Origin of the sequence: Micromonospora sp. AMSO1212t (assembly GCF_008868145.1) — a bacterium.
Taxonomy (GTDB): Bacteria; Actinomycetota; Actinomycetes; order Mycobacteriales; family Micromonosporaceae; genus Micromonospora; species Micromonospora tulbaghiae.
In genome coordinates, this window is the sequence record NZ_WBKS01000076.1 from 1 (window position 1) to 20,343 (window position 20,343).

At 74.3% G+C, this 20,343-nt stretch carries 20 protein-coding genes; 11 read left to right on the plus strand and 9 right to left on the minus strand.

The genetic code is table 11. The features are described 5' to 3' along the window. Nucleotides 1–48 precede the first annotated feature (48 nt). From F8279_RS19005 to F8279_RS19025, 5 genes are read left to right on the plus strand one after another with little or no spacing between them, the layout of a single operon-like run. Complete coding sequence (locus tag F8279_RS19005; RefSeq protein WP_151500635.1) at nucleotides 49–1,143, plus strand: glycosyltransferase family 4 protein; 1,095 nt, start codon at nucleotides 49–51, stop codon at nucleotides 1,141–1,143. Further along, nucleotides 1,130–2,464, plus strand: a complete 1,335-nt coding sequence (locus tag F8279_RS19010) for a hypothetical protein (RefSeq protein WP_151500636.1) — start codon at nucleotides 1,130–1,132, stop codon at nucleotides 2,462–2,464. The genes F8279_RS19005 and F8279_RS19010 overlap by 14 nt, the downstream gene beginning before the upstream one ends. Continuing rightward, on the plus strand, nucleotides 2,461–3,378 hold the full coding sequence (locus tag F8279_RS19015; protein WP_151500637.1) for a glycosyltransferase family 2 protein: 918 nt from the start codon (nucleotides 2,461–2,463) through the stop codon (nucleotides 3,376–3,378). The genes F8279_RS19010 and F8279_RS19015 overlap by 4 nt, the downstream gene beginning before the upstream one ends. After that, nucleotides 3,378–4,217 (plus strand): glycosyltransferase, encoded by an 840-nt coding sequence (locus tag F8279_RS19020; protein WP_151500638.1) that lies wholly within the window; start codon nucleotides 3,378–3,380, stop codon nucleotides 4,215–4,217. The genes F8279_RS19015 and F8279_RS19020 overlap by 1 nt, the downstream gene beginning before the upstream one ends. Nucleotides 4,218–4,271: 54 nt before the next feature. Further along, nucleotides 4,272–5,957: a glycosyltransferase family 39 protein gene (locus tag F8279_RS19025; RefSeq protein WP_225853328.1), complete on the plus strand. Its 1,686-nt coding sequence runs from the start codon at nucleotides 4,272–4,274 to the stop codon at nucleotides 5,955–5,957. On the opposite strand, the gene F8279_RS19030 is transcribed toward F8279_RS19025, so the two are convergent. Further along, nucleotides 5,954–7,156, minus strand: coding sequence for a hypothetical protein (locus F8279_RS19030; protein ID WP_091419094.1), 1,203 nt, complete (start codon nucleotides 7,154–7,156; stop codon nucleotides 5,954–5,956). The two genes, F8279_RS19025 and F8279_RS19030, sit on opposite strands and share 4 nt — an antisense overlap. Before the next feature lie 114 nt (nucleotides 7,157–7,270). Between F8279_RS19030 and F8279_RS19035 the strand changes: the two genes are divergently transcribed. Genes F8279_RS19035 through hutH form a run of 6 tightly spaced genes read left to right on the plus strand, consistent with a single transcriptional unit; the run spans nucleotide 7,271 to nucleotide 15,099 of the window. Next, nucleotides 7,271–8,116: a MurR/RpiR family transcriptional regulator gene (locus tag F8279_RS19035; protein WP_151500639.1), complete on the plus strand. Its 846-nt coding sequence runs from the start codon at nucleotides 7,271–7,273 to the stop codon at nucleotides 8,114–8,116. 12 nt (nucleotides 8,117–8,128) lie between these two features. Then, nucleotides 8,129–9,784, plus strand: coding sequence for a urocanate hydratase (gene hutU, locus F8279_RS19040; RefSeq protein WP_151500640.1), 1,656 nt, complete (start codon nucleotides 8,129–8,131; stop codon nucleotides 9,782–9,784). 35 nt (nucleotides 9,785–9,819) lie between these two features. Then, a complete protein-coding gene (locus F8279_RS19045) occupies nucleotides 9,820–11,037 on the plus strand; it encodes an allantoate amidohydrolase (protein ID WP_151500651.1) in 1,218 nt (405 codons plus the stop codon). Beyond that, nucleotides 11,034–12,398 (plus strand): formimidoylglutamate deiminase, encoded by a 1,365-nt coding sequence (locus F8279_RS19050; RefSeq protein WP_192580723.1) that lies wholly within the window; start codon nucleotides 11,034–11,036, stop codon nucleotides 12,396–12,398. The genes F8279_RS19045 and F8279_RS19050 overlap by 4 nt, the downstream gene beginning before the upstream one ends. After that, complete coding sequence (gene hutI, locus F8279_RS19055) at nucleotides 12,395–13,564, plus strand: imidazolonepropionase (protein ID WP_151500642.1); 1,170 nt, start codon at nucleotides 12,395–12,397, stop codon at nucleotides 13,562–13,564. Before F8279_RS19050 ends, hutI begins: the two co-directional genes overlap by 4 nt. Continuing rightward, the gene (gene hutH, locus F8279_RS19060) at nucleotides 13,561–15,099 is read left to right on the plus strand and encodes a histidine ammonia-lyase (protein ID WP_151500643.1); all 1,539 of its coding nucleotides are present in this window, start codon (nucleotides 13,561–13,563) and stop codon (nucleotides 15,097–15,099) included. The genes hutI and hutH overlap by 4 nt, the downstream gene beginning before the upstream one ends. Before the next feature lie 56 nt (nucleotides 15,100–15,155). On the opposite strand, the gene rdgB is transcribed toward hutH, so the two are convergent. The 8 genes from rdgB to clpS form a co-directional block, all read right to left on the minus strand. Continuing rightward, nucleotides 15,156–15,770, minus strand: a complete 615-nt coding sequence (gene rdgB, locus F8279_RS19065; protein WP_151500644.1) for an RdgB/HAM1 family non-canonical purine NTP pyrophosphatase — start codon at nucleotides 15,768–15,770, stop codon at nucleotides 15,156–15,158. Continuing rightward, entirely contained in the window at nucleotides 15,767–16,492 is a 726-nt protein-coding gene (rph, locus tag F8279_RS19070) for a ribonuclease PH (RefSeq protein WP_091419074.1), read from the minus strand. The genes rdgB and rph overlap by 4 nt, the downstream gene beginning before the upstream one ends. 73 nt (nucleotides 16,493–16,565) lie before the next feature. Continuing rightward, complete coding sequence (locus F8279_RS19075; RefSeq protein ID WP_091419070.1) at nucleotides 16,566–17,312, minus strand: MBL fold metallo-hydrolase; 747 nt, start codon at nucleotides 17,310–17,312, stop codon at nucleotides 16,566–16,568. Nucleotides 17,313–17,536: 224 nt separating this feature from the next. Further along, complete coding sequence (locus F8279_RS19080; protein ID WP_091419067.1) at nucleotides 17,537–18,502, minus strand: PLP-dependent cysteine synthase family protein; 966 nt, start codon at nucleotides 18,500–18,502, stop codon at nucleotides 17,537–17,539. Between the two features lie 11 nt (nucleotides 18,503–18,513). Continuing rightward, nucleotides 18,514–18,852, minus strand: a complete 339-nt coding sequence (locus F8279_RS19085) for a MoaD family protein (protein WP_091419065.1) — start codon at nucleotides 18,850–18,852, stop codon at nucleotides 18,514–18,516. A 67-nt stretch (nucleotides 18,853–18,919) separates the two neighbouring features. Next, a complete protein-coding gene (locus F8279_RS19090; protein WP_091419062.1) occupies nucleotides 18,920–19,408 on the minus strand; it encodes a Mov34/MPN/PAD-1 family protein in 489 nt (162 codons plus the stop codon). A gap of 55 nt (nucleotides 19,409–19,463) precedes the next feature. Then, the gene (locus tag F8279_RS19095) at nucleotides 19,464–19,967 is read right to left on the minus strand and encodes a DUF2017 domain-containing protein (RefSeq protein ID WP_013284356.1); all 504 of its coding nucleotides are present in this window, start codon (nucleotides 19,965–19,967) and stop codon (nucleotides 19,464–19,466) included. Next, nucleotides 19,964–20,254: an ATP-dependent Clp protease adapter ClpS gene (gene clpS, locus F8279_RS19100; protein ID WP_018786685.1), complete on the minus strand. Its 291-nt coding sequence runs from the start codon at nucleotides 20,252–20,254 to the stop codon at nucleotides 19,964–19,966. Before clpS ends, F8279_RS19095 begins: the two co-directional genes overlap by 4 nt. Nucleotides 20,255–20,343 lie beyond the last annotated feature (89 nt).

Genomic DNA, 20,343 nt, shown 5'->3' on the forward strand with positions numbered 1-20,343 from the left:
GGCGCGGCGGGCGATCGCCCGCGGCGCCCTGGAAGGCATGGGCGTCCGATGAGGGTGCTGTTCGTCTGCACCACCGGCGGGTCGGGGCGGCGGCAGCTCGGCGGCGCCGAGCGCTTCCTGATCGAGATGCTGCCGGCGCTCGCGTCCCGCGGCGTCGACGTGGTCGCCGCCACGCCTGACGACGAGGTGGCGGCGGCGTTGCGGGACGCGGGCGTGCCGTGGCGGCCGCTGGGCGCGGCCAAGCGGGTGGACCTCGGGTACGCGCGCGGCATCCGCGCGCTCGTCGAGGAGCTGCGGCCGGACGTGGTGAGCGCACACCTGCTCTCCGCCGCGATGCACGCCCGCGCCGGGCTGGGCGTGCGGGGGCGCCGCACGCCGCTCGTGGTGACGCTGCACAACAGCCTCTGGCAGTACCGCGACACGGCGGAGACGCTGCGCGCGAAGGCCGCGGTGCAGGCCAACATCAGCACCGACCTGATGTTCCGGCGGCTGCGGCCGCACGCGACGGTCGCGGTCTCCGACTTCGAGGCCCACGAGCTCCGGGTACGCGGGCGGATCCGCGACGTGCGGGTGATCCCGAACCCGCTGCCCGCCATCTGGCCGCAGGTGACCGACACCGGCGGCCTCGCGCCGGACGGCCCGGTGCGGGTCGGTTTCCTCGGCCGGCTGGAACGGGAGAAGGGCGCCGACCTGCTGGCGGGCGTCGCCGCGGCGCTGCCGGACGTGGAGTTCCTGGTGGCCGGCGCGGGCACCGTCGACGTCGAGGAGCGGCCGAACCTGCACCTGGTCGGCCGCGTCGACGCCGCGCCGTTCCTGCAACGGCTGCACTGCCTGCTGGTGCCGTCCCGGGTGGAGGCGTTCGGGCGCAGCGCGCTGGAGGCGATGTCGCTCGGCGTGCCGGTGGTGCACTCCGGCGCGGGCGGCCTGACCGAGGTCACCGCCGCCGGCGACGGCGTGCTCGCGTACCGGGCGGAGCTGACGCCGCAGGCGCTGGCCGCCGCCCTGCGGAAGGCCACCGACCCGGCCGCGTGGGACGAGCGGCGGCGCGAGCTGGCCCGGCAGTACGCGGACCGGCACTCGTTCGACGGATGCGTGGACACCTGGCACGACCTGTACCGGAAGGTCGCCCGTGACAGCCGCTGAGCGACGCCTCTGGTCGGTCGGGATCCCGTTCGCGCTGGGCGCGGCCCTGCTGCTGGCCACGCTCGACGCCGGGATCGCCGTGGCGCTCGCGCTGGCGGTCGGCACGCTGCTCGCCGCGCGACTGCGGATGTGGGCGCTCGCCGCCTGCGCCGCCGTCTGGACCGCCGCGCTGCTGGCCGTGCGGGTGCTGCCCGGCCCGTACGACTCCTGGGCCGGTCGCGGCGTGCTGCCGGTGCTCGCCGGTTACGTGACGGTCTTCCTGCTGGCCTGGGCGGTGGGCCGGCGGCTGATCGACAGGCGGGACGAGGACGGCGACCGGTCCCGTCCGGCGCTGTCCTGGCCGTCCGAGCGCCGCCTGCTGACGTACCTGTTCGTGCTGCTCGGCGTCGCTGTGGTGACCGCGGCGATCCGGTTCCGGGGCACTGTGCCGCCACTGCTGGCCGACAACCCGGACGCCGCCCGGCAAGTGCTGCGCGAGCAGTCGAACCTGGTCATCGGGCTGCTGTCCGAGGCGTGGACGCTCGGCATGGCGGTGTCGCTGCTGCGCGCGTTGTCCGCGCGTGGCCGGGCGCTGCCGGTCTACTACGCGCTGACGGCTGTCTTCACCGTCGGGGCGGCGCTCGGCGCGAGCAAGAACTCGGTGCTGGTGGGTATCGCGCCGGCGCTGATCGCGGCGCTGTCGGTCCGCCGTACCCGTGGGCGGGCCGCGTCGTTCCTGGCCGCGCGTACGCCGGTGGTGCTGCTGATCGGCGCGGTGGCGCTCGGCGCGGCGGTGTTCCTCGGCGGGCAGCGCACCATGGCCGGCACCGGCGCGTTCGAGACCGAGTTCCGGGCCCGCTACGGCAGCAACGCGCTGGCCAGCAGCGCCGGGTCGCTGGACCTGTCGCTGAGTTCGTCCACCGAGACGTTCGGGCGGGTCTGGTCGCAGCGGGAGCACCTGGAGCCCCGGTACGGCACGTACTCGCTGACGTTCCTCGGCTCCCGCGTCGAGCCGCTCGTCGGCAAGGCGGACCTGTACGGGCTGACGTCCCAGCTCAGCCAGCCGTACCTGATGAACACGGCCACGTTCGTGGCCATCCCGCTGCTCGACTACGGCCCGCTGGGCGCGGTGTTCTTCCTGGCCGCGCTGGGGCTGGCGGTGGGCGCCACCGAACGGTGGTTCGAGTTCTCCCGTGCGCCGGCCGGGCAGCTGGCGCGGGCGTTCGTCGTCTACTTCGCGCTGTTCGGCGTCTACGAGCTGTATCCGCTGATCTATCCGACCTGGCTGAGCCTGGTGCCCGGCCTCTGGGTGCTGCACCGGCTGGGCAGGAGCGCGGCATGACCTTCGACGGCCTCACCGTGGTCACCGTCCTCTACCGGTCCGCCGGCATGCTCGCCGAGACACTGCCGACCTGGGTACGCAGCGCCGGTGACCTGCCGGTCCGGTTCGTCTTCGCGGACAACTGGCCGTCCGACGGGTGCGCCGAGGTGATCGCCGGGCACCTGCCCACCGGCCGGTACGCGTACCTGCCCGACGCCACGAACCCGGGTTTCGCGGCCGGCTGCAACCGGGCGGCGGCAACGGTCACCACGAGCCACCTGATGCTGCTGAACCCGGACGTGTGGCTGCCCGACGACGCGCTGGCCCGGATCTGCGCCGCCGTCGCCGCCGACCCGGACGCCCCGATCGCTGTCGGCCTGGCCATGCACGGCGGCGAGTACGTGGGCATCGACCTGAACCCGGTGTCGCTGTTCATCGACAGGCGAGCCACGACGGGCCGTGCCCCGCTCGGCCCGTCCGGCGGCGCGGCGGTCTTCCCGACGGCGCTGTACCGGCGCTTCGGCGGCTTCGACGAGCACCTGTTCGCCTGGGGCGAGGACGCCGACCTGGCGTTCCGCCTCTACGCGTCGGGGCTGCGCACGCGCGGGCTGGACGTGGTGCTGCCGCACGCGGGCGGGCACAGCGTGGACGGCGACGACCGGTTGCAGGGGTTCCGGGCGTTCCTGCTGGCCCGCAACCGGCTGCTGGTCGCGTCCCGCACGTTCACCTGGCCGCTGCTGCTCGTGGCGGTGCCGGTGCTGGCGCTGGCGCACCTCGCGCTCGCCGCCCGGCGCGCCCGGCAGGGCCTGCTGCGGCCGTTCCTGCGCGGCATCGGACGCGGGCTGGCCGAGGGTCCGGCGGCCCGCCGCCGCTGGACCGGCCGGCGGTTCGGGTTCGCGTCCCTGCTCGGCTACCTGACCGCACGGAGGGCGTGATGACGGCACAGCCGTGGACCGTGGTGACGGTCACCTACCACTCGGCGGACACGCTGCGCCGCTGCTGGCGCGGGCCGAAGCCGTACGAGTGGCTGGTGGTCGACAACGCCTCGGCCGACGACTCGGCGGCGGTCGCCGAGGAGCTGGGCGCGCGGGTGATCCGGCTGCCGGAGAATGTCGGCTTCTCCCGCGCCAACAACGTCGCGTTGCGCCAGGCGACCGGCCGGTACGTGCTGTTCGCCAACCCGGACCTGGAGGTACGCCCGGACGGCCTGGACGCGCTGGCCCGGTACCTGGACGACCACGGCGGCCTGGTCGCGCCGCAACTTCTCGGCACCGACGGCACGCCGCAGGCCAACGGGCGCGGCTTCCCGTACGCGACGGCGAAACTCGGCAACCGCAAGGTGTGGCCGCTGTCCCGCCTGCACGCCTCGTACCGGCTGGTGGCCGCGCCCGGCGAGACGCGCCACGTCGCCTGGGTGATGGGCGCGGCGGTGGCCGGCCGGACCGCCGACGTCACCGAGCTGGGCGGGTGGAACGAGCGGTTCTTCCTCTACTACGAGGACCACGAGCTGGGGCTGCGCGCCTGGCGGCACGGACTGCCGGTGGCGGTGCTCGGTGACGTGCGGTGGACCCACCACTGGGCCCGCGCGACCAACTCGGTGCGCTGGTCCCGGGCGCACACGCTGGAGCTGCGCAGTGCCCGGACGTTCTTCGGCATGTTCCCGGAGTTCCTGGTCGGCCTGCCGCGACCGGCACGCCGGCACCGCCGGGCCGCCGGCCTGGTGGGCACGGCGGTTCCGTCCACCGCGTCCACTCAGGAGGCGCACGGGCAGTGATCGAGGACGGTCGCGGGGCCGCTGACATGAATGACGCTTTGATACCGTCTCGCCGTGTCCGTGACACGCCCGGCCTTCTCCCCCTCGATGGCGCCCGCGTCGGCGACGCCGGTGCCGTCGCGGCCGGGCACGCCGGCGGCTGCCGTCGCGGTGGCGTGGGAGCGGCTGAGCCGGTCCCCGTACTGGTCCGTGGCGGGCCTGCTGGTCGCCTTCGGTGCCGTGCTGCGAATCCGGCAGTGGGCCTACGCGCGCAGCTTCTGGAGCGACGAGCTGTACGTCGCGCACAACATCCGGGAGCGCGGCTACCTGGACCTGTTGCAGCCGCTGGCGTTCAGCCAGTCGGCGCCGCCCGGCTGGCTGTGGCTGGAACGGTTCGCGTTCGAGCAGTTCGGCGACGGTGAGCGGGCGCTGCGGCTGGTGCCGCTGCTGTTCGGGCTGGCGCTGCTGCCGCTCGTGGCGTGGCTCGGCCGGGCACTCCTGCCGCCGCTCGCCGCGCTGGCGGCGCTGCTGCTGGTCGCCGTCGCGCCGTTCCTGATCGGCTACTCCAACGAGCTGAAGCAGTACAGCGCCGAGGCGTTCGGCGTCACGCTCGTGGTCGGCCTGGCGCTGCTGCTCGTCCGGACGGGCCCGACCTGGGCCGGGTCGGCGGTGTTCTGGTCGGCCGCGGCGGTCATGGCGTTCGTCAGCACCCTGTCCATTCCGGTCACCGGCGCGCTCGGCGTGCTGCTGGCCGGGTACGCGCTGTCCCGCCCGGACCGCCCACGGGCGAGCAGGTGGCGTGAGCTGGGCCGGTTCCTCGCCCCGGCGCCGGCCTGGGGTGTGGTCGCGCTCGTGGTGTACGTGCTGTTCCTGGCGCCGGGGCTGGCCGATCCGCAGCTCGCCGCGTACTGGCGGGCGAAGTCGATCTATCCGGCGCACTCGCTCACCGATCTGGCGGCCACTGTGGAATGGCTCGCGGCGACGTACCGGAGTCTCGCCACGGTGCCGTTCGTCGCCTGGTCGGCGTGGGTCGTCGTACCGCTGCTGGTGCTGGGCACGGCCGCCGGGCTGCGCCGGCTCTCCACAGTGGCGGTCCTGGTCCTGCTCACCCCGCTGGCGGCCGGGCTGGCCGGCGCGGCGGTGTCGGTCTACCCGTTCAACGGCCGGCTGGCGCTCTACGCGGTGCCCGCGTGCCTGCTGGTCGCCGCGCTCGCCGTCGCACCGCCACCGCTGCGGGCCGGCCTGCCCGCCCGGGTCAGGTGGGTGGTCGGGGTGGTGCTCCTGCTGGCGCTCGCCGTTCCGCAGCTGGCCACCGCCGTGGTGGCGACTGTGCATCCGGCGCGGGCCTTCGCCCAGGGCGGCGGCGCCAACGCGGTCGACTACCGGGGCGCGCTGAGCTACCTGGAGGACAAGCGCCGCCCGGGTGACCTGGTGCTGGCCACCACCGTCTCGTGGAACGCCCAGGCCTGGTACGGCCCGCCGGCGGACGCCTACGTGGTCGCGGCCGGCCCTGGCGGGTGTCCGAAGCAGACCGTGTCGACGCTGCTGCCCGGACGGTCCCGGGTCTGGTTGTTCCAGGCCACCGACTGGGCCGACGGGGCCAACCGGGACGTCATCGTCCGGCTCGGCGGCAGCGGCGTGGCGGTCACCGAGCGGCAGTTCGGCGGGGCGCGCGTGGTCCGCTTCGACCTGGCGGCGGGCGTCACCAAGGGCAGCGACGTCTGCCTGGTGCCGCCGCCGAACGGCGCCCGCGTCCGTTAGCTGTGGCGCTGCCAGAGGTCGCGCAGGGCGTCCCAGTTGCCGCCGAGCCCGGCCCCGCACGGCGTCTCCATGTAGATCGCACTGGTGTTGTCGTCGCGGCCCCACCAGATGCCGCACACCGGGCGGCCGTCCTGGCCGTTGCCGGCGTACTCGACGTAGCTGCCCTGCGCCCCGCTGACGCCGCCGGTGGCCGGTCCGGCCTCCCGCATGCCCGGCGCGAGCGCGCGGCCGATGATGCCCATCTGCTGGCGGAAGGCGCGCGCCGCCTCCTTCTTCTCGGCCGACTCGTACTCGGCGAAGTGCAGGGACACGCCGAGGTAGCGGCAGAAGACGTGCTGCTTCTCGCCCGCGGCGAGCCCGGGACCGCTCTTCTCCGTGTTGATCGCGCAGCCGCCCACCCCGTCGAGCCACGGCTCGGCGAGCGGCATGAGCGTGGCGTCGAACTTCGCCTTGTTCAGCGACTGCTGGGTGGCCTCGTAGAGCGCCGGGGAGGCGCTGGCGGCCGGAGTGGACGGTTCGCCGCCGTCGGCGAGCGACCGCCCGGCCAGCAGACCGGCGCCGCCGGCCAGCACCGCCGCCATGACCAGGCCCCCGATCCACAGCCCGGTGCGGCTCTTCGGCGGGCGGGCGACCGGTGCGATCCGGGGACCGCCGGTCGGCACGAGCGGATCCGGGGCGGTGGCCTGGGCGGGGATCGCCGGCACCGGCATGCCCGGCGACACCGGCATGCCGGGTGACACGGGCGCGCCGGACGAGACGGGCGCGCCGGAGACCGGCTGCTGCGGCGTCATCGCCCACGGCTGCGGGCTCCACGGCAACTGCGGCGGCGACGAGACCTGCTGCGGCGGCGCGGACACCGGCGGGGGCGGCGGGAGGATCTCGGCGGTGGCGATGCGCTGGTAGTCCATGCCCAGGCTGCGGAACAGCCGCTCGGCCGCGCCGTCCTCTTCGGACGGGTACGCCACCCAGGGCTGGCCGGCGGCGAAGTCGGAGTTCACGTACCGGTGGCCGCCGGGCGTCTGGGCCAGCACGTTCGCCGCGTTGGTGAACGCCTCGCGCCAGCGCTGGTCACCGGCTGCGGCGCCGTCCAGAACCGCCACGGTCAGCGCGCGGTCCTGCCCGTCGAGCGCGGCCCAGGCCCTGCCGACCTGGCACTCGCCCAGCACCTCGGTGAACCTGTACGGACCTTCCGGCTGCATGCCCCACTCCTCTGCTCACCCGCCGTGCGGATAGTACAGAGAGCACGCTCATCGGATCTCCCTGCGGTCGGGCCACTCTTGCGCTCTGAAAGTTTTCATGCATAGAGTCAGCCCGTGAATGAAAGCGGTGCGGCCGCCCCTGACCGCCTGCTCGACCTGTTCCACGGCGTACGGCTCACCCCGACCCAACGCCGCATCGCCCACTGCCTGGTGCGGCACGCGGGCGCGGCGGCGTACCTGTCCGCCGCCGAGGTGGCCGAGCTGGCAGGCGTCAGCCAGCCGTCGGTGACCCGGTTCGCCATGGCGCTCGGGCACGACGGCTACCCCGCGCTGCGCCGCCGCCTGCGGGAACTCACAGTCACCGGGTCGGCCGGACCGGCGGGCGGCAACGCCCTGCAACGGGCGGTGCACGCCGAGCGGGACAATCTCGACCGGCTCGCCGCGCAGCTCGCCGACGCCGGCCGGGTCGCCGAGGTGGGAAAGCTGCTCGCGGCGAGCCGCCCGTTGCCGGTGCTCGGGCTGCGCGCCGCCGCGCCGCTCGCCGCGTACTTCGCGTACTTCGCCGCGAAGGTGCACCCGGACGTGCGGGTGTTCGACGACGGCGGCAGCATGCTGGTCGACCGCCTGGACCAGGCGGTCGCGGCCGGCGCCACGGCGATGCTCGCGTTCGTGCTGCCCCGCTACCCCCGGGAGACCCTCGACGCGCTGCGCGAGGCCCGGGACGCCGGGCTGACCGTCGTGGCGATCACCGACTCGCCGGTGAGCCCGGCCACCGAGCACGCCGAGGTGGTGCTGCCCGCCGCAGTCGGCGCCGACCTGGTCTTCGACCTGCACACCGCCCCGATGACGTTGGCCATGGTGGTGCTCCAGGCGATCTGCGACGCCGCACCGGCTGAGACCCAGAACCGGCTCGAGGCGTTCGAGTCGTCCGCCGCCCGCCGCCAGTTGTTCCTCGGCTGAGAGGAGTACGAGATGCACCAGCCCGTCCGCGCCGCCCGCGGCACCGCACGCACCGCGAAGGGGTGGCCGCAGGAGGCCGCCCTGCGGATGCTGATGAACAATCTCGACCCGGAGGTGGCCGAGCGCCCCGAGGACCTGGTGGTCTACGGAGGCACCGGCAAGGCGGCCCGGGACTGGCCGTCGTACCACGCGCTCGTGCGGACGCTGACCGACCTGCGCGACGACGAGACGATGCTCGTGCAGTCGGGCCGCCCGGTCGGCGTGATGCGCACCCACGAGTGGGCGCCGCGCGTGCTGCTGGCCAACTCCAACCTGGTCGGCGACTGGGCCACCTGGCCGGAGTTCCGCCGCCTGGAGTCGCTGGGCCTGACCATGTACGGGCAGATGACCGCCGGTTCCTGGATCTACATCGGCACCCAGGGCATCCTCCAGGGCACGTACGAGACGTTCGCCGCGGTGGCGGCCAAGCGCTTCGAGAGCACGCTCGCCGGCACGCTGACGCTCACCGCCGGGTGCGGCGGCATGGGCGGGGCGCAGCCGCTCGCGGTCACCATGAACGGCGGCGTCTGCCTGGTCGTGGACGTGGACCGGTCCCGGCTGGAGCGGCGGGCGCACGACCGCTACCTGGACGAGATCGCCGACTCGCTCGACGACGCGGTCGAGCGGGCCCTCGCGGCGAAGCGGGACCGGCGCGCGCTCAGCGTCGGGGTGGTCGGCAACGCCGCCACCGTCTTCCCCGAGCTGCTGCGCCGGGGCGTGGCCATCGACATCGTGACCGACCAGACCAGCGCGCACGACCCGCTGTCGTACCTGCCGGAGGGCGTGGACCCGGCCGACGCGCGGGACTACGCGGCAGCCAAGCCGGCCGAGTTCACCGACCGGGCGCGGGCGTCGATGGCGAAGCACGTGGAGGCGATGGTCGGCTTCCTGGACGCCGGCGCGGAGGTCTTCGACTACGGCAACTCGATCCGCGGCGAGGCCAAGCTCGGCGGGTACGAGCGGGCGTTCGACTTCCCCGGGTTCGTGCCCGCGTACATCCGGCCGCTTTTCTGCGAGGGCAAGGGCCCGTTCCGCTGGGCAGCGCTCTCCGGCGACCCGAAGGACATCGCGGCCACCGACCGGGCCATCCTCGACCTGTTCCCGGAGAACGAGTCCCTCGCCCGGTGGATCCGGATGGCCGGCGAGCGGGTCGCGTTCCAGGGCCTGCCGGCGCGGATCTGCTGGCTCGGCTACGGCGAGCGCGACCGGGCCGGGGTGCGGTTCAACGAGATGGTCGCCTCCGGCGAGCTGAGCGCCCCGGTGGTGATCGGCCGGGACCACCTGGACTGCGGCAGCGTGGCCAGCCCCTACCGGGAGACCGAGGCGATGGCCGACGGCTCCGACGCGATCGCGGACTGGCCGCTGCTGAACGCGCTCGTCAACACCGCGAGCGGCGCGTCCTGGGTGTCGATCCACCACGGCGGCGGCGTGGGGATCGGCCGGTCCATCCACGCCGGCCAGGTCTGCGTGGCCGACGGCACCGCGCTGGCCGGGCAGAAGATCGAGCGGGTGCTCACCAACGACCCGGCGATGGGCGTCATCCGGCACGTCGACGCCGGCTACGACGACGCCCGCGAGGTAGCCGAGCGCACCGGCGTGCGCGTCCCCATGACCGAGGGCGCCGCATGACCGAACGCACCGAGCGGAGCGAGGGCCGTGAGGGCATGCCCAGCCGGCACCGCATGACCGACCTGGCCGCACGGTTCCGCGCGCTGTGGGACGAGATCGCCCCGGTCGGGCGGGACGCCGGCAGCGGCGGCTACCTGCGCTACGCGCTGACCGAGCCGGAGCTGGCGCTGCGCGCCTGGTTCCGGGAGCAGGCCGACCGGCGGGGCATGCCGGTGTCGCAGGACGGCAACGGCAACCTGTTCGCCTGGTGGGGCGACCCGGCGGCCGGCGGGGCGGTGCTCACCGGCAGCCACTTCGACTCGGTGCCGCACGGCGGCGCGTACGACGGTCCGCTCGGCATCGTCAGCGCGTTCCTCGCCGTGGACGAGCTGCGGGCAGCGGGCGTCACCCCGGACCGGCCGGTGGTGGTGGCCGCGTTCGTGGAGGAGGAGGGCGCGCGGTTCGGCGTACCCTGCCTGGGGTCGCGGCTGCTCACCGGCGAGATCGACGTCGACCGCGCGGCCGGGCTGCGCGACCAGGCCGGGACGACCTTCGCCGAGGCGCTGGGCGAGCGGCCGGCGGGCGCCGACCCGGCGCTGCTCGGCCGCTTCGCGACCTTCGTGGAGCTGCACGTCGAGCAGGGCCGCGCGCTCGTCGACGGGGAGGCGCCGGTCGCGGTGGCGTCGGCGATCTGGCCGCACGGCCGGTGGCGGTTCGACTTCACCGGCGAGGGCAACCACGCGGGTACGACCCGGATGGCCGACCGCCGCGACCCGATGCTCACCTACGCGTTCACCGTGCTGGCGGCGAACAAGGAGGCCCGGCTGCGCGACGCGCACGCCACAGTGGGCCGGGTGTCGGTCGAGCCGAACGCCACGAACGCGATCCCGTCCCGGGTCACCGGCTGGCTGGACGCGCGGGCGGCCGAGGCGGAGACGCTGTACGGTCTGGTCGAGGCGGTACGCACCAAGGCCGCCGACCGGGCCGGCCGCGACGGGACCGCGCTGACCTGCACGCAGGAGTCGGCGACCCCGCTCGTCGCGTTCGACCACGGGCTGGCCGACCGGCTGGCCGCGCTGCTCGGCGCGCCGGTGCTGCCCACCGGCGCCGGGCACGACGCGGGCGTGCTGGCGGCGCACCTGCCCACCGCGATGCTGTTCGTGCGCAACCCGACCGGGGTGTCGCACTCCCCCGCCGAGGCGGCCACCGACGCCGACTGCGCCGCCGGGGTGGCCGCCCTGGCCCGGGTGCTGGAGGAGCTGGCATGCCGCTGACCCGCTGGCTGGCCGAGTACGCCTGGCTGCCCGACCGCGCCGAGCCCACCCGGGACGTGCTGATCGAGGCGACCGACGGGCGGCTCACCGCGGTCGCCCCGCTGACCGTGGACGGTCCGCCGACCGCCGGGGTCGAGGTGCTCGCCGACGCGGTCCGGCTGCCCGGGCTGACGCTGCCCGGCCTGGCCAACGCCCACTCGCACGCGTTCCACCGGGCGCTGCGCGGGCGCACCCACGACGGGCGCGGCGACTTCTGGTCCTGGCGCAGCCTGATGTACGCCGTCGCGATCCGGCTCGACCCGGACACCTACCTGGCGCTGGCCCGCGCCGTGTACGCGGAGATGGCACTGGCCGGGATCACCTGCGTGGGTGAGTTCCACTACCTGCACCACGGTCCCGGCGGCACCCCGTACGACGACCCGAACGCCATGTCCGCAGCGCTCGTGGAGGCCGCCGCGCACGCCGGGATCCGGCTCACGCTGCTGGACACCGCGTACCTGGCGGGGGGCGTGGACGGCGCGCCGCTGGCCGGGCCGCAACGCCGGTTCGGCGACGGCGACGCGCTGCGCTGGGCGCAGCGGGTGGACGAGTTCCGCCCGGCCGACGAGCACGTCCGGCTCGGCGCGGCCATCCACTCGGTGCGCGCGGTCCCGGCCGAGCAGCTCGCCACGGTGGCCGGCTGGGCCGACCGCAACGGGCTGCCGCTGCACGTGCACCTGTCCGAGCAGCCGGCCGAGAACGACGCCTGCCGGGCCGTGCACGGGTGCACCCCGACCCGGCTGCTGGCCGACCACGGCGTGCTCGGCCCGCACACCACCGCCGTGCACGCCACCCACCCGACCGCCGCCGACGTGGCGCTGCTCGGCGACAGCCGCACCCGCGTCTGCCTCTGCCCCACCACGGAACGCGACCTGGCCGACGGGATCGGCCCGGTGCGCCGGATGGCCGACGCGGGCAGCCCGCTCAGCCTCGGCAGCGACAGTCACGCCGTGGTGGACCTGTTCGAGGAGGCCCGCGCGGTCGAGCTGGACGAGCGGCTGCGTACCCGCAGGCGGGGGCACTTCAAGCCAGTCGAGCTGGTCACCGCCGCCACCGTGGGCGGGCACGCCGCGCTGGGCTGGGGCGACGCCGGTCGGCTCGCGGTCGGGCAGCGCGCCGACCTGGTCACGGTACGGCTCGACAGCGCCCGCACCGCCGGGGTGCCGCCGGTCGGCGCGTTCTTCGCCGCCACCGCCGCCGACGTGACCAGCGTCGTGGTCGACGGCCGGCCCGTGGTGGACGGCGGCCGGCACCTGACCGTGGACGTGCCCACCGAGCTGCGGGACGCGATCGCGGCGGTGACCGCGAAGGAGGACTCGTGACGCGCGGCAGCCTGCTCGTCGACCACATCGGCGAGCTGGTCACCAACGACGGCCGCGACGGCGACCCGCTCGGCATCCGCCGCGACGCCGCCCTGCTCGTCGAGGACGGCGAGGTGGCCTGGACCGGTCCGGCCCGGCACGCGCCCGCCGCCGACCGGCGGATCGACGCCGGTGGCGCGGCGGTGCTGCCCGGCTTCGTGGACAGCCACGCCCACCTGGTCTTCGCCGGGGACCGGGCGGCCGAGTTCGCCGCCCGGATGGCCGGCGAGCGGTACACCGGCGGCGGTATCCGCACCACGGTCGGCGCCACCCGCGCCGCCTCCGACGACGCGCTGCGCGCCACTGTGGGCCGGCTGCGCGCGGAGATGCTGCGGCAGGGCACCACCACCGTCGAGATCAAGAGCGGGTACGGCCTGAACGTCGCCGACGAGGCCCGCTCGCTGCGGATCGCCGCCGAGTTCACCGGCGACACCACGTTCCTCGGCGCGCACGTCGTCCCGGCCGAGTACGCCGACCGCCCGGACGACTACGTGGGCCTGGTGTGCGGGCCGATGCTCGCCGCCGCCGCGCCGTACGCCCGCTGGATCGACGTGTTCTGCGAGCGGGGCGCGTTCGACGCCGACCACGCGCGGGCGATCCTCGCCTGTGGGCAGGCCGCCGGTCTGGGCGTAAGGCTGCACGCCAACCAGCTCGGCCCCGGGCCGGGCGTGCGGCTCGGCGTGGAGCTGGGGGCGGCCAGCGTCGACCACTGCACCCATCTGACCGACGCCGACGTCGACGCGCTGGCCGGGTCGGAGACGGTCGCCACGCTGCTGCCCGGCGCCGAGTTCTCCACCCGGTCGCCGTACCCGGACGCGCGCCGGCTGCTCGACGCGGGCGTGACGGTGGCGCTGGCCACCGACTGCAACCCCGGTTCGTCGTACACGTCGTCGATGCCGTTCTGCGTCGCGCTCGCCGTACGCGAGATGCGGATGACCCCGGCGGAGGCGGTGTGGGCCGCGACCGCCGGTGGGGCGGCGGCGCTGCGTCGCACCGACGTGGGCCGGCTGACCCCCGGGGCGCGGGCTGACCTGATCATCCTCGACGCCCCGTCCCACCTGCACCTGGCCTACCGGCCGGGTGTGCCACTGATCCGCCAGGTCCTGCACAACGGAGTACCGCGATGACCACCGTGACCATCCTGTCCACCGGCGTCACAGCCGCCGACGTGCTCGCGGTGGCCCGCGGCACCGCCAAGGTCGTGCTCGACCCGGCCGCCACCGAGGCGATGGCGACCTCCCGATCCATCGTGGACGGAATCGAGGCGGCCGGCCGGCCGGTGTACGGCGTCTCCACCGGCTTCGGCGCGCTGGCGAACACGTTCGTCGCGCCGGAACGCCGGGCCGAGCTTCAGCACGCGCTGATCCGCTCGCACGCGGCCGGGGTCGGCGCGCCGATGCCCCGCGAGGTGGTGCGGGCCATGATGCTGCTGCGGGTCCGGTCGCTGGCGCTCGGCCGCTCCGGGGTCCGCCCGCTGGTCGCCGAGGCGCTCGTGGACCTGCTCAACCACGAGGTCACCCCGTGGGTGCCCGAGCACGGCTCGCTCGGCGCGTCCGGCGACCTGGCGCCGCTGGCACACTGCGCGCTGGTGCTGCTCGGCGAGGGCTGGGTGCTCGGCCCGGCCGGTGACCGCATCCCGGCAGCCGACGCGCTGCGCCGGGTCGGGCTGAAGCCGGTGGCGCTGGCCGCCAAGGAGGGGCTGGCGCTGATCAACGGCACCGACGGCATGCTCGGCATGCTGCTGCTCGCCGTCTCCGACGCCCGGCACCTGTTCGCCATGGCGGACGTGACGGCGGCGCTGGCCATCGAGGCGATGCTCGGCTCGGAGCGGCCGTTCCTGCCCGAGCTGCACGCGATCCGCCCGCATCCCGGCCAGGCCGCGTCGGCGGCGAACATCCACCGGCTGTTGCAGGGCTCGGCGGTGATGGACTCGCACCGCGACGACCTGGCGCACGCGGTGCAGGACGCGTACTCGATGCGCTGCGCGCCGCAGGTGGCCGGCGCGGCCCGGGACACGCTCGACTTCGTCGAGGTGGTGGCCGGCCGGGAGCTGCTGTCCGTTGTGGACAATCCGGTGGTGCTGCCGGACGGGCGGGTCGAGTCGACCGGCAACTTCCACGGCGCGCCGCTCGGCTTCGCCGCCGACTACCTGGCCATCGCCGCCGCCGAGGTGGGCGCGATCGCCGAGCGCCGGGTGGACCGGCTGCTGGACGTCACCCGTTCCCGGGAGCTGCCCGCGTTCCTGTCGCCCGACGCCGGGGTGAACTCCGGGCTCATGATCGCCCAGTACACCGCCGCCGGGATCGTGGCCGAGAACCGCCGGCTCGCCGCGCCCGCCTCGATCGACTCCCTGCCGACCAGCGGCATGCAGGAGGACCACGTCTCGATGGGCTGGGCGGCCACCAAGAAGCTGCGCACGGTGCTGGACAACCTGACCAGCCTGCTCGCGGTGGAGCTGCTGGCGGCCGTACGCGGGCTCCAGCTCCGCGCGCCGCTGACCCCGTCGCCGGCCGGGCGGGCGGCGCTCGACGCGCTCGGCGGCGCCATCGGCGAGCCCGGACCGGACGTGTTCCTCGCGCCGCTGATGGAGGCGGCGCGCGAGGTGGTAGGCGGCCCGGAGCTGCGCGCGGCGATCGAGCGGGAGATCGGCCCGCTCGCCTGAACTGGCCGGCCCGGCGCTCGGGCGGCGCTGCGGCCGGGCGGATGGGCGGGAGCGGATCAGGCGGGTGGGAGCACCTTCGCGACCAGCTTGGCCAGGTCCCGCAGCGCCTTGCCGCGGTGGCTGACCGCGTCCTTCTCCTCGGGCGTCAGCTCCGCGTTCGTCCGCTCCTGCCCGTCGCCCAGGAAGATCGGGTCGTAGCCGAAGCCGCCCTCGCCGCGCGGCGCGCGCAGCAGCCGGCCGGACTGACGGCCGTCGACCAGGTGCTCCTTGCCGCCGGGCAGCACCAGCGCGACGGTGCACACGAACGCCGCGCCCCGGTGCTCGTCCGGCACGTCGCCCACCTGGTCCAGCACGAGCTGAAGGTTGGCCCGGTCGTCGCCGTGCCGGCCGGACCAGCGGGCGCTGAACACACCCGGCATGCCGTTGAGCGCGTCCACCGCCAGCCCGGAGTCGTCGGCGATGGTCGGCAGGCCGGTACGCCGGCAGCCCTCCCGCGCCTTGATCAGCGCGTTCTCGCCGAACGTGAGGCCGGTCTCCGGCAGCTCCGGGTACTCCTCCACGTCGTCGAGCCCGAGCAGGGCGATCCGGTGCGCGCCGAGCGCGCCGTCCAGGATCCGCTGCAGCTCGACCAGCTTCTTCCGGTTCCGGGTGGCGAGCAGGACCTTGTTCACGAGAGCGCCTTCCGCTGCGCGTCGGCCAGTTCCAGGCAGCCCGCCACGCCCAGGTCGAGCAGCGCGTCGAGCTGGTCGCGGGCGAAGACGCCCGCCTCGCCCGTACCCTGCACCTCGACGAAGTCGCCGGTGCCGGTGCAGACCACGTTCATGTCGACCTCGGCGGTGACGTCCTCGGCGTAGCAGAGGTCGAGCATCGCCTCGCCGCCGATCACCCCGACGCTCACCGCTGCCACCGAGCGGTGCATCACCTTCTCCACCTTGCCGGCCAGCGCCTTGCGCTCCGCCAGCCAGGTCACCGCGTCGTGCAGCGCGACGTACGCGCCGGTGATCGCGGCGGTACGGGTGCCGCCGTCGGCCTGGAGCACGTCGCAGTCCAGCACGATCGAGTTCTCGCCGAGCGCCTTGAGGTCGACGCAGGCGCGCAGGCTCCGGCCGATCAGCCGGGAGATCTCGTGCGTGCGCCCGCCGACCTTGCCGCGGACGCTCTCCCGGTCCGAGCGGGTGTTCGTGGCCCGGGGCAGCATCGCGTACTCGGCGGTCACCCAGCCCAGCCCGGAGCCCTTGCGCCAGCGGGGCACACCCTCGGTGACGCTCGCCGTGCAGAGGACCCGGGTCGCGCCGAACTCGACGAGCACCGAGCCCTCCGGGTGGGTGCTCCAGCCCCGGGTCAGGGTCACCGGTCGGAGTTGGTCGGGCTGCCGCCCGTCAGGTCGCGCCATGCCTGCACCCTATGCGGTGCGGTGATCGCACCGCCCGCGGGTGCCCGCCGCCACGGCCCGGCCGCCGCCGGACTCAGACGTCGTAGCAGGCGCCGGGCCGGACCACGTCCAGCGGCCCGGCGTACGCCCCGGCCGCCGCCTCCACGGTCTGCGACTCGCTGCCCCAGGCCGGTACGAGGTGGGTGAGCAGGAGCCGCCCCACGCCCGCCTTGGTGGCCGCCTCGCCGGCCTCCCGGCCGGTCAGGTGCAGATCCGGCGGGTTCTCCACGCCGTCCATGTAGCTCGCCTCGCAGAGGAACACGTCGGCGTCCTGGGCCAGGCGCAGCAGCGCCTCGCAGGGCGCGGTGTCGGCGGAGTAGCAGAACACCCGGCCGCCGTGCTCCAGCCGCACCCCGTACGTCTCGACCGGGTGGTTCATCCGGTCGACGGTGACGGTGAACGGGCCGATCGGGAACGTGCCCGGCTGGAGGCCGTAGAACTGGTAGACGTCCTCCACCGAGCCCTCCTCCTGCCCGTACGCGGTGGCCAGCCGCTCGGGCGCGCCGGAGGGGGCGTACATCGGCAGGGGCGGGTACGGGCCGTCCGGCGCGTACCGGCGTACCACCACGTAGGACACGGCGTCGAACATGTGGTCGCAGTGCAGGTGGGTGAGGAGGATGGCGTCGGGGGTGTGCAGCCCGACGTAGCGCTGGAGCGTGGAGAGCGACCCCACCCCGAAGTCGATCAGAAGCCGGAAGCCCTCGGCTTCCATGAGATAGGCCGAACAGGGAGATTCGGGCCCCGGGAAGCTGCCCGCGCAGCCGAGGACGGTCAGTCTCATCCGGTGGCCTCGATCTCACGATGAGTAGTCGATGCGCCGGCGGCGGCACCGCCGATGATCTCTACCGACGCGCTCGCCACGCTGCGCAGCCTACGCGTCGCCCCGGTCGGGCAAGAATCATCTGCCGGAAGTTGTCATCAACGTGACACCCATACACGTCCGCTCCGGACGAGACGGCGGTCCGGCCGGCAGCCACGCCACCGACCGGACCGGCCATCGGTCCGTCAGGCCCAGAGCTGACCCTCCAGGGCCTCCTCCGCGTCGGCGAGGGTGCCGCCGTACGCGCCGGTCGACAGGTATTTCCAGCCGCCGTCGCAGACCACGAACGCGACGTCCGCGCGGCGGCCGTCGCGGACCGCCTCGTGCGCCACCGCGAGCGCGGCGTGCAGGATGGCGCCGGTGGAGAACCCGGCGAAGATGCCCTCCACCTCGACGAGCTGCCGGGTACGCAGCACCGCGTCCCGGGTGCCCACCGAGAAGCGGCGGGACAGCACCCCGGCGTCGTACAGCTCGGGCACGTAACCCTCGTCGATGTTGCGCAGACCGTAGACCAGCTCGCCGTAGCGCGGCTCGGCCGCCACGATCTGGATGCCCTCGACCTTCTCCCGCAGGTAGCGCCCGGTGCCCATGAGCGTGCCGGTGGTGCCCAGCCCGGCCACGAAGTGGGTGATGCCCGGCAGGTCCTGCAGCAGCTCCGGCCCGGTCGTCTCGTAGTGCGCCCGGGCGTTCGCCTCGTTGCCGTACTGGTAGAGCATCACCCAGTCCGGGTGCTCGGCGGAGATCTGCTTCGCGGTCGCGACCGCCTGGTTCGAGCCGCCCGCGGCCGGCGAGAAGATGATCTCCGCGCCGTACATGCGGAGCAGCTGCACCCGCTCGGTGGAGACGTTCTCCGGCATCACGCAGACCAGCCGGTAGCCGCGCAGCTTCGCCACCATGGCCAGCGAGATGCCGGTGTTGCCGCTGGTCGGTTCCAGGATCGTGTCACCCGGACGCAGCCGGCCGGACTCCTCGGCCGCGCGGACCATGAACAGGGCCGCGCGGTCCTTGATGCTGCCGGTCGGGTTCCGGTCCTCCAGCTTGGCCCAGAGCCGCACCGGCGGCGCGCCCTCGGGCACCGTCGGCGAGAGCCGGGGCAACCCGACCAGCGGCGTGCCGCCGCAGGCGTCGAGCAGGCTGTCGTACCGCGCCATCGCGGGCCCCCTCAGCGGGCGGCGCGCGTGGAGACCGCGTGCGAGGCGATCGCCGCGGCGGCCGCGAAGCCGAACGCGCCACCGGCGACGGCCGGCAGGATGGTCACGCTGTCGCCGTCGTTGAGCTTGGCGTCGAGCGCACCGAGGAAGCGGACGTCCTCGTCGTTGACGTAGACGTTGACGAACCGGTGCAGCGCGCCCGCGTCGGTGACCAGACGGGCCTTCAGACCGCCGTGCCGGGAGTCCAGGTCGGCGATCAGGTCGGTGAGCGTGTCGCCGCTGCCCTCGACGACCTTCGCGCCGCCGGTGTAGCTGCGCAGGATGGTGGGGATGCGAACCTCGATGGCCATGGTGTCTCGTGCTCCTCGTTCGGGATCGTGCCAGGTGACGGGAAAAGGAAGGTGCCGGCGCTGAGGGTCAGCGGTCGGAACACTCGTAGTCGACCGTCGCCGGGCTCTGCCCGAACATGTAGGACTGGACGGCGTTCGGGTCCACGGCGGCATCCACGATCTCCACCGGTTCCTCGGTGACCACGCCGTCGACGATCCGGAAGGAGCGGATCTCCTCGGTGTCGGGCTCGCGGGTCGAGACGAGCAGGTAGTGCGCGCCCGGCTCGCCGGCGAAGGCGACGTCCGTACGCGACGGGTAGGCCTCCGTCGCGGTGTGCGAGTGGTAGATGACGACCGGTTCCTCGTCACGGTCGTCCATCTCGCGCCACACCCGCAACTGCTCCATCGAGTCGAACTCGTAGAACGTCATGGAACGGGCGGCGTTGTCCATCGGGATGTGCCGGGCCGGGGTGTCGCTGCCGACGGGACCGGCGACGACGCCGCACGCCTCGTCCGGGTGGTCCCGACGCGCGTGGGCGACGATCGCGTCGATGATCGACCGGTCGATGCTCAGCACGCCGCCAAGCCTAGCGCCTGGTCGTCCCGGGCGGCGAGGTGGCAACCGTCACCACTCAGTCGATGAGCGCGTTGAGCAGGGATTCCTGGAGATATCCGAGATAGGCGTAGACCGACAGTTGGAACACGCGGGACGAACCCGGGTCCGCGGCCACCGCGTCGTCGAGTTCCTCGCCCAGGTCGGTGCCGTCCTTGATCTCCAGGCGTACGCCCATCGCCAGCCGGGCGTCGTTCAGCGCCCGCAGCCACGCCTCGGCCGCCTCCGCGTCCAGCCGCACCTCGCCGCCGGCGTCCCCGTCGGGCAGCGCGGCGAGGACGGCGCCCGCCTGGTCGATCTTGCCGGTCTTCAGGTCACCCTCGGTGTAGCGGCGGAACTCGGCCGTGCCGGCGTCGTCGTCCGGGTAGACGTCGGGGAAGAGCCGCCCGACCACCGGGTCGCCGTGGTCGAAACCATCGGTCAGCAGGCCGACCACCTCGTTGGCGACCTTGCGCAGCACCCGGACCTCGTCGACCGCGAACGTGGCCACGTAGTGGTCGCCCCGGCGGCGGAACATGCTCATGAGCGGTCCACCGTCGCCCACAGGCCGTACGCGTGCAGTTGCGCCGCGTCGTGCTCCATCCGCTCCCGGGCGCCGCTGGAGACCACGGCCTTGCCCTTGTGGTGCACGTCCAGCATGAGCCGCTCCGCCTTCTCCCGGCTGTACCCGAAGAGCTTCTGGAACACCCAGGTCACATACGTCATCAGGTTGACCGGATCGTCCCAGACGATCGTCACCCATGGCCGGTCGGAGACCGGCACCTCTTCGGTGTCCGGCGTCTCGACCGGCGCAACCTGTGGAGCCGCCATGCCCCCCATCGTGCCACCGGATCCGGGGAACCGATGAACCGGAACGGCGCGCGGGTCGTCGTCACCCGCCCGGGCCGCGTACGCGAGCC

Excerpts from the sequence above, each read along its gene's own strand:
- F8279_RS19080 (WP_091419067.1), bottom strand. The coding sequence starts at position 18,502 with ATGGCGCGGTACGACAGCCTGCTCGACGCCTGCGGCGGCACGCCGCTG.
- F8279_RS19045 (WP_151500651.1), top strand. The coding sequence starts at position 9,820 with ATGCCCAGCCGGCACCGCATGACCGACCTGGCCGCACGGTTCCGCGCG.
- F8279_RS19085 (WP_091419065.1), bottom strand. The coding sequence starts at position 18,852 with ATGGCCATCGAGGTTCGCATCCCCACCATCCTGCGCAGCTACACCGGC.
- hutH (WP_151500643.1), top strand. The coding sequence starts at position 13,561 with ATGACCACCGTGACCATCCTGTCCACCGGCGTCACAGCCGCCGACGTG.
- clpS (WP_018786685.1), bottom strand. The coding sequence starts at position 20,254 with ATGGCGGCTCCACAGGTTGCGCCGGTCGAGACGCCGGACACCGAAGAG.
- F8279_RS19015 (WP_151500637.1), top strand. The coding sequence starts at position 2,461 with ATGACCTTCGACGGCCTCACCGTGGTCACCGTCCTCTACCGGTCCGCC.
- F8279_RS19005 (WP_151500635.1), top strand. The coding sequence starts at position 49 with ATGAGGGTGCTGTTCGTCTGCACCACCGGCGGGTCGGGGCGGCGGCAG.
- F8279_RS19075 (WP_091419070.1), bottom strand. The coding sequence starts at position 17,312 with ATGAGACTGACCGTCCTCGGCTGCGCGGGCAGCTTCCCGGGGCCCGAA.
- rph (WP_091419074.1), bottom strand. The coding sequence starts at position 16,492 with ATGGCGCGACCTGACGGGCGGCAGCCCGACCAACTCCGACCGGTGACC.
- hutU (WP_151500640.1), top strand. The coding sequence starts at position 8,129 with ATGCACCAGCCCGTCCGCGCCGCCCGCGGCACCGCACGCACCGCGAAG.
- F8279_RS19020 (WP_151500638.1), top strand. The coding sequence starts at position 3,378 with ATGACGGCACAGCCGTGGACCGTGGTGACGGTCACCTACCACTCGGCG.
- F8279_RS19095 (WP_013284356.1), bottom strand. The coding sequence starts at position 19,967 with ATGAGCATGTTCCGCCGCCGGGGCGACCACTACGTGGCCACGTTCGCG.
- F8279_RS19030 (WP_091419094.1), bottom strand. The coding sequence starts at position 7,156 with ATGCAGCCGGAAGGTCCGTACAGGTTCACCGAGGTGCTGGGCGAGTGC.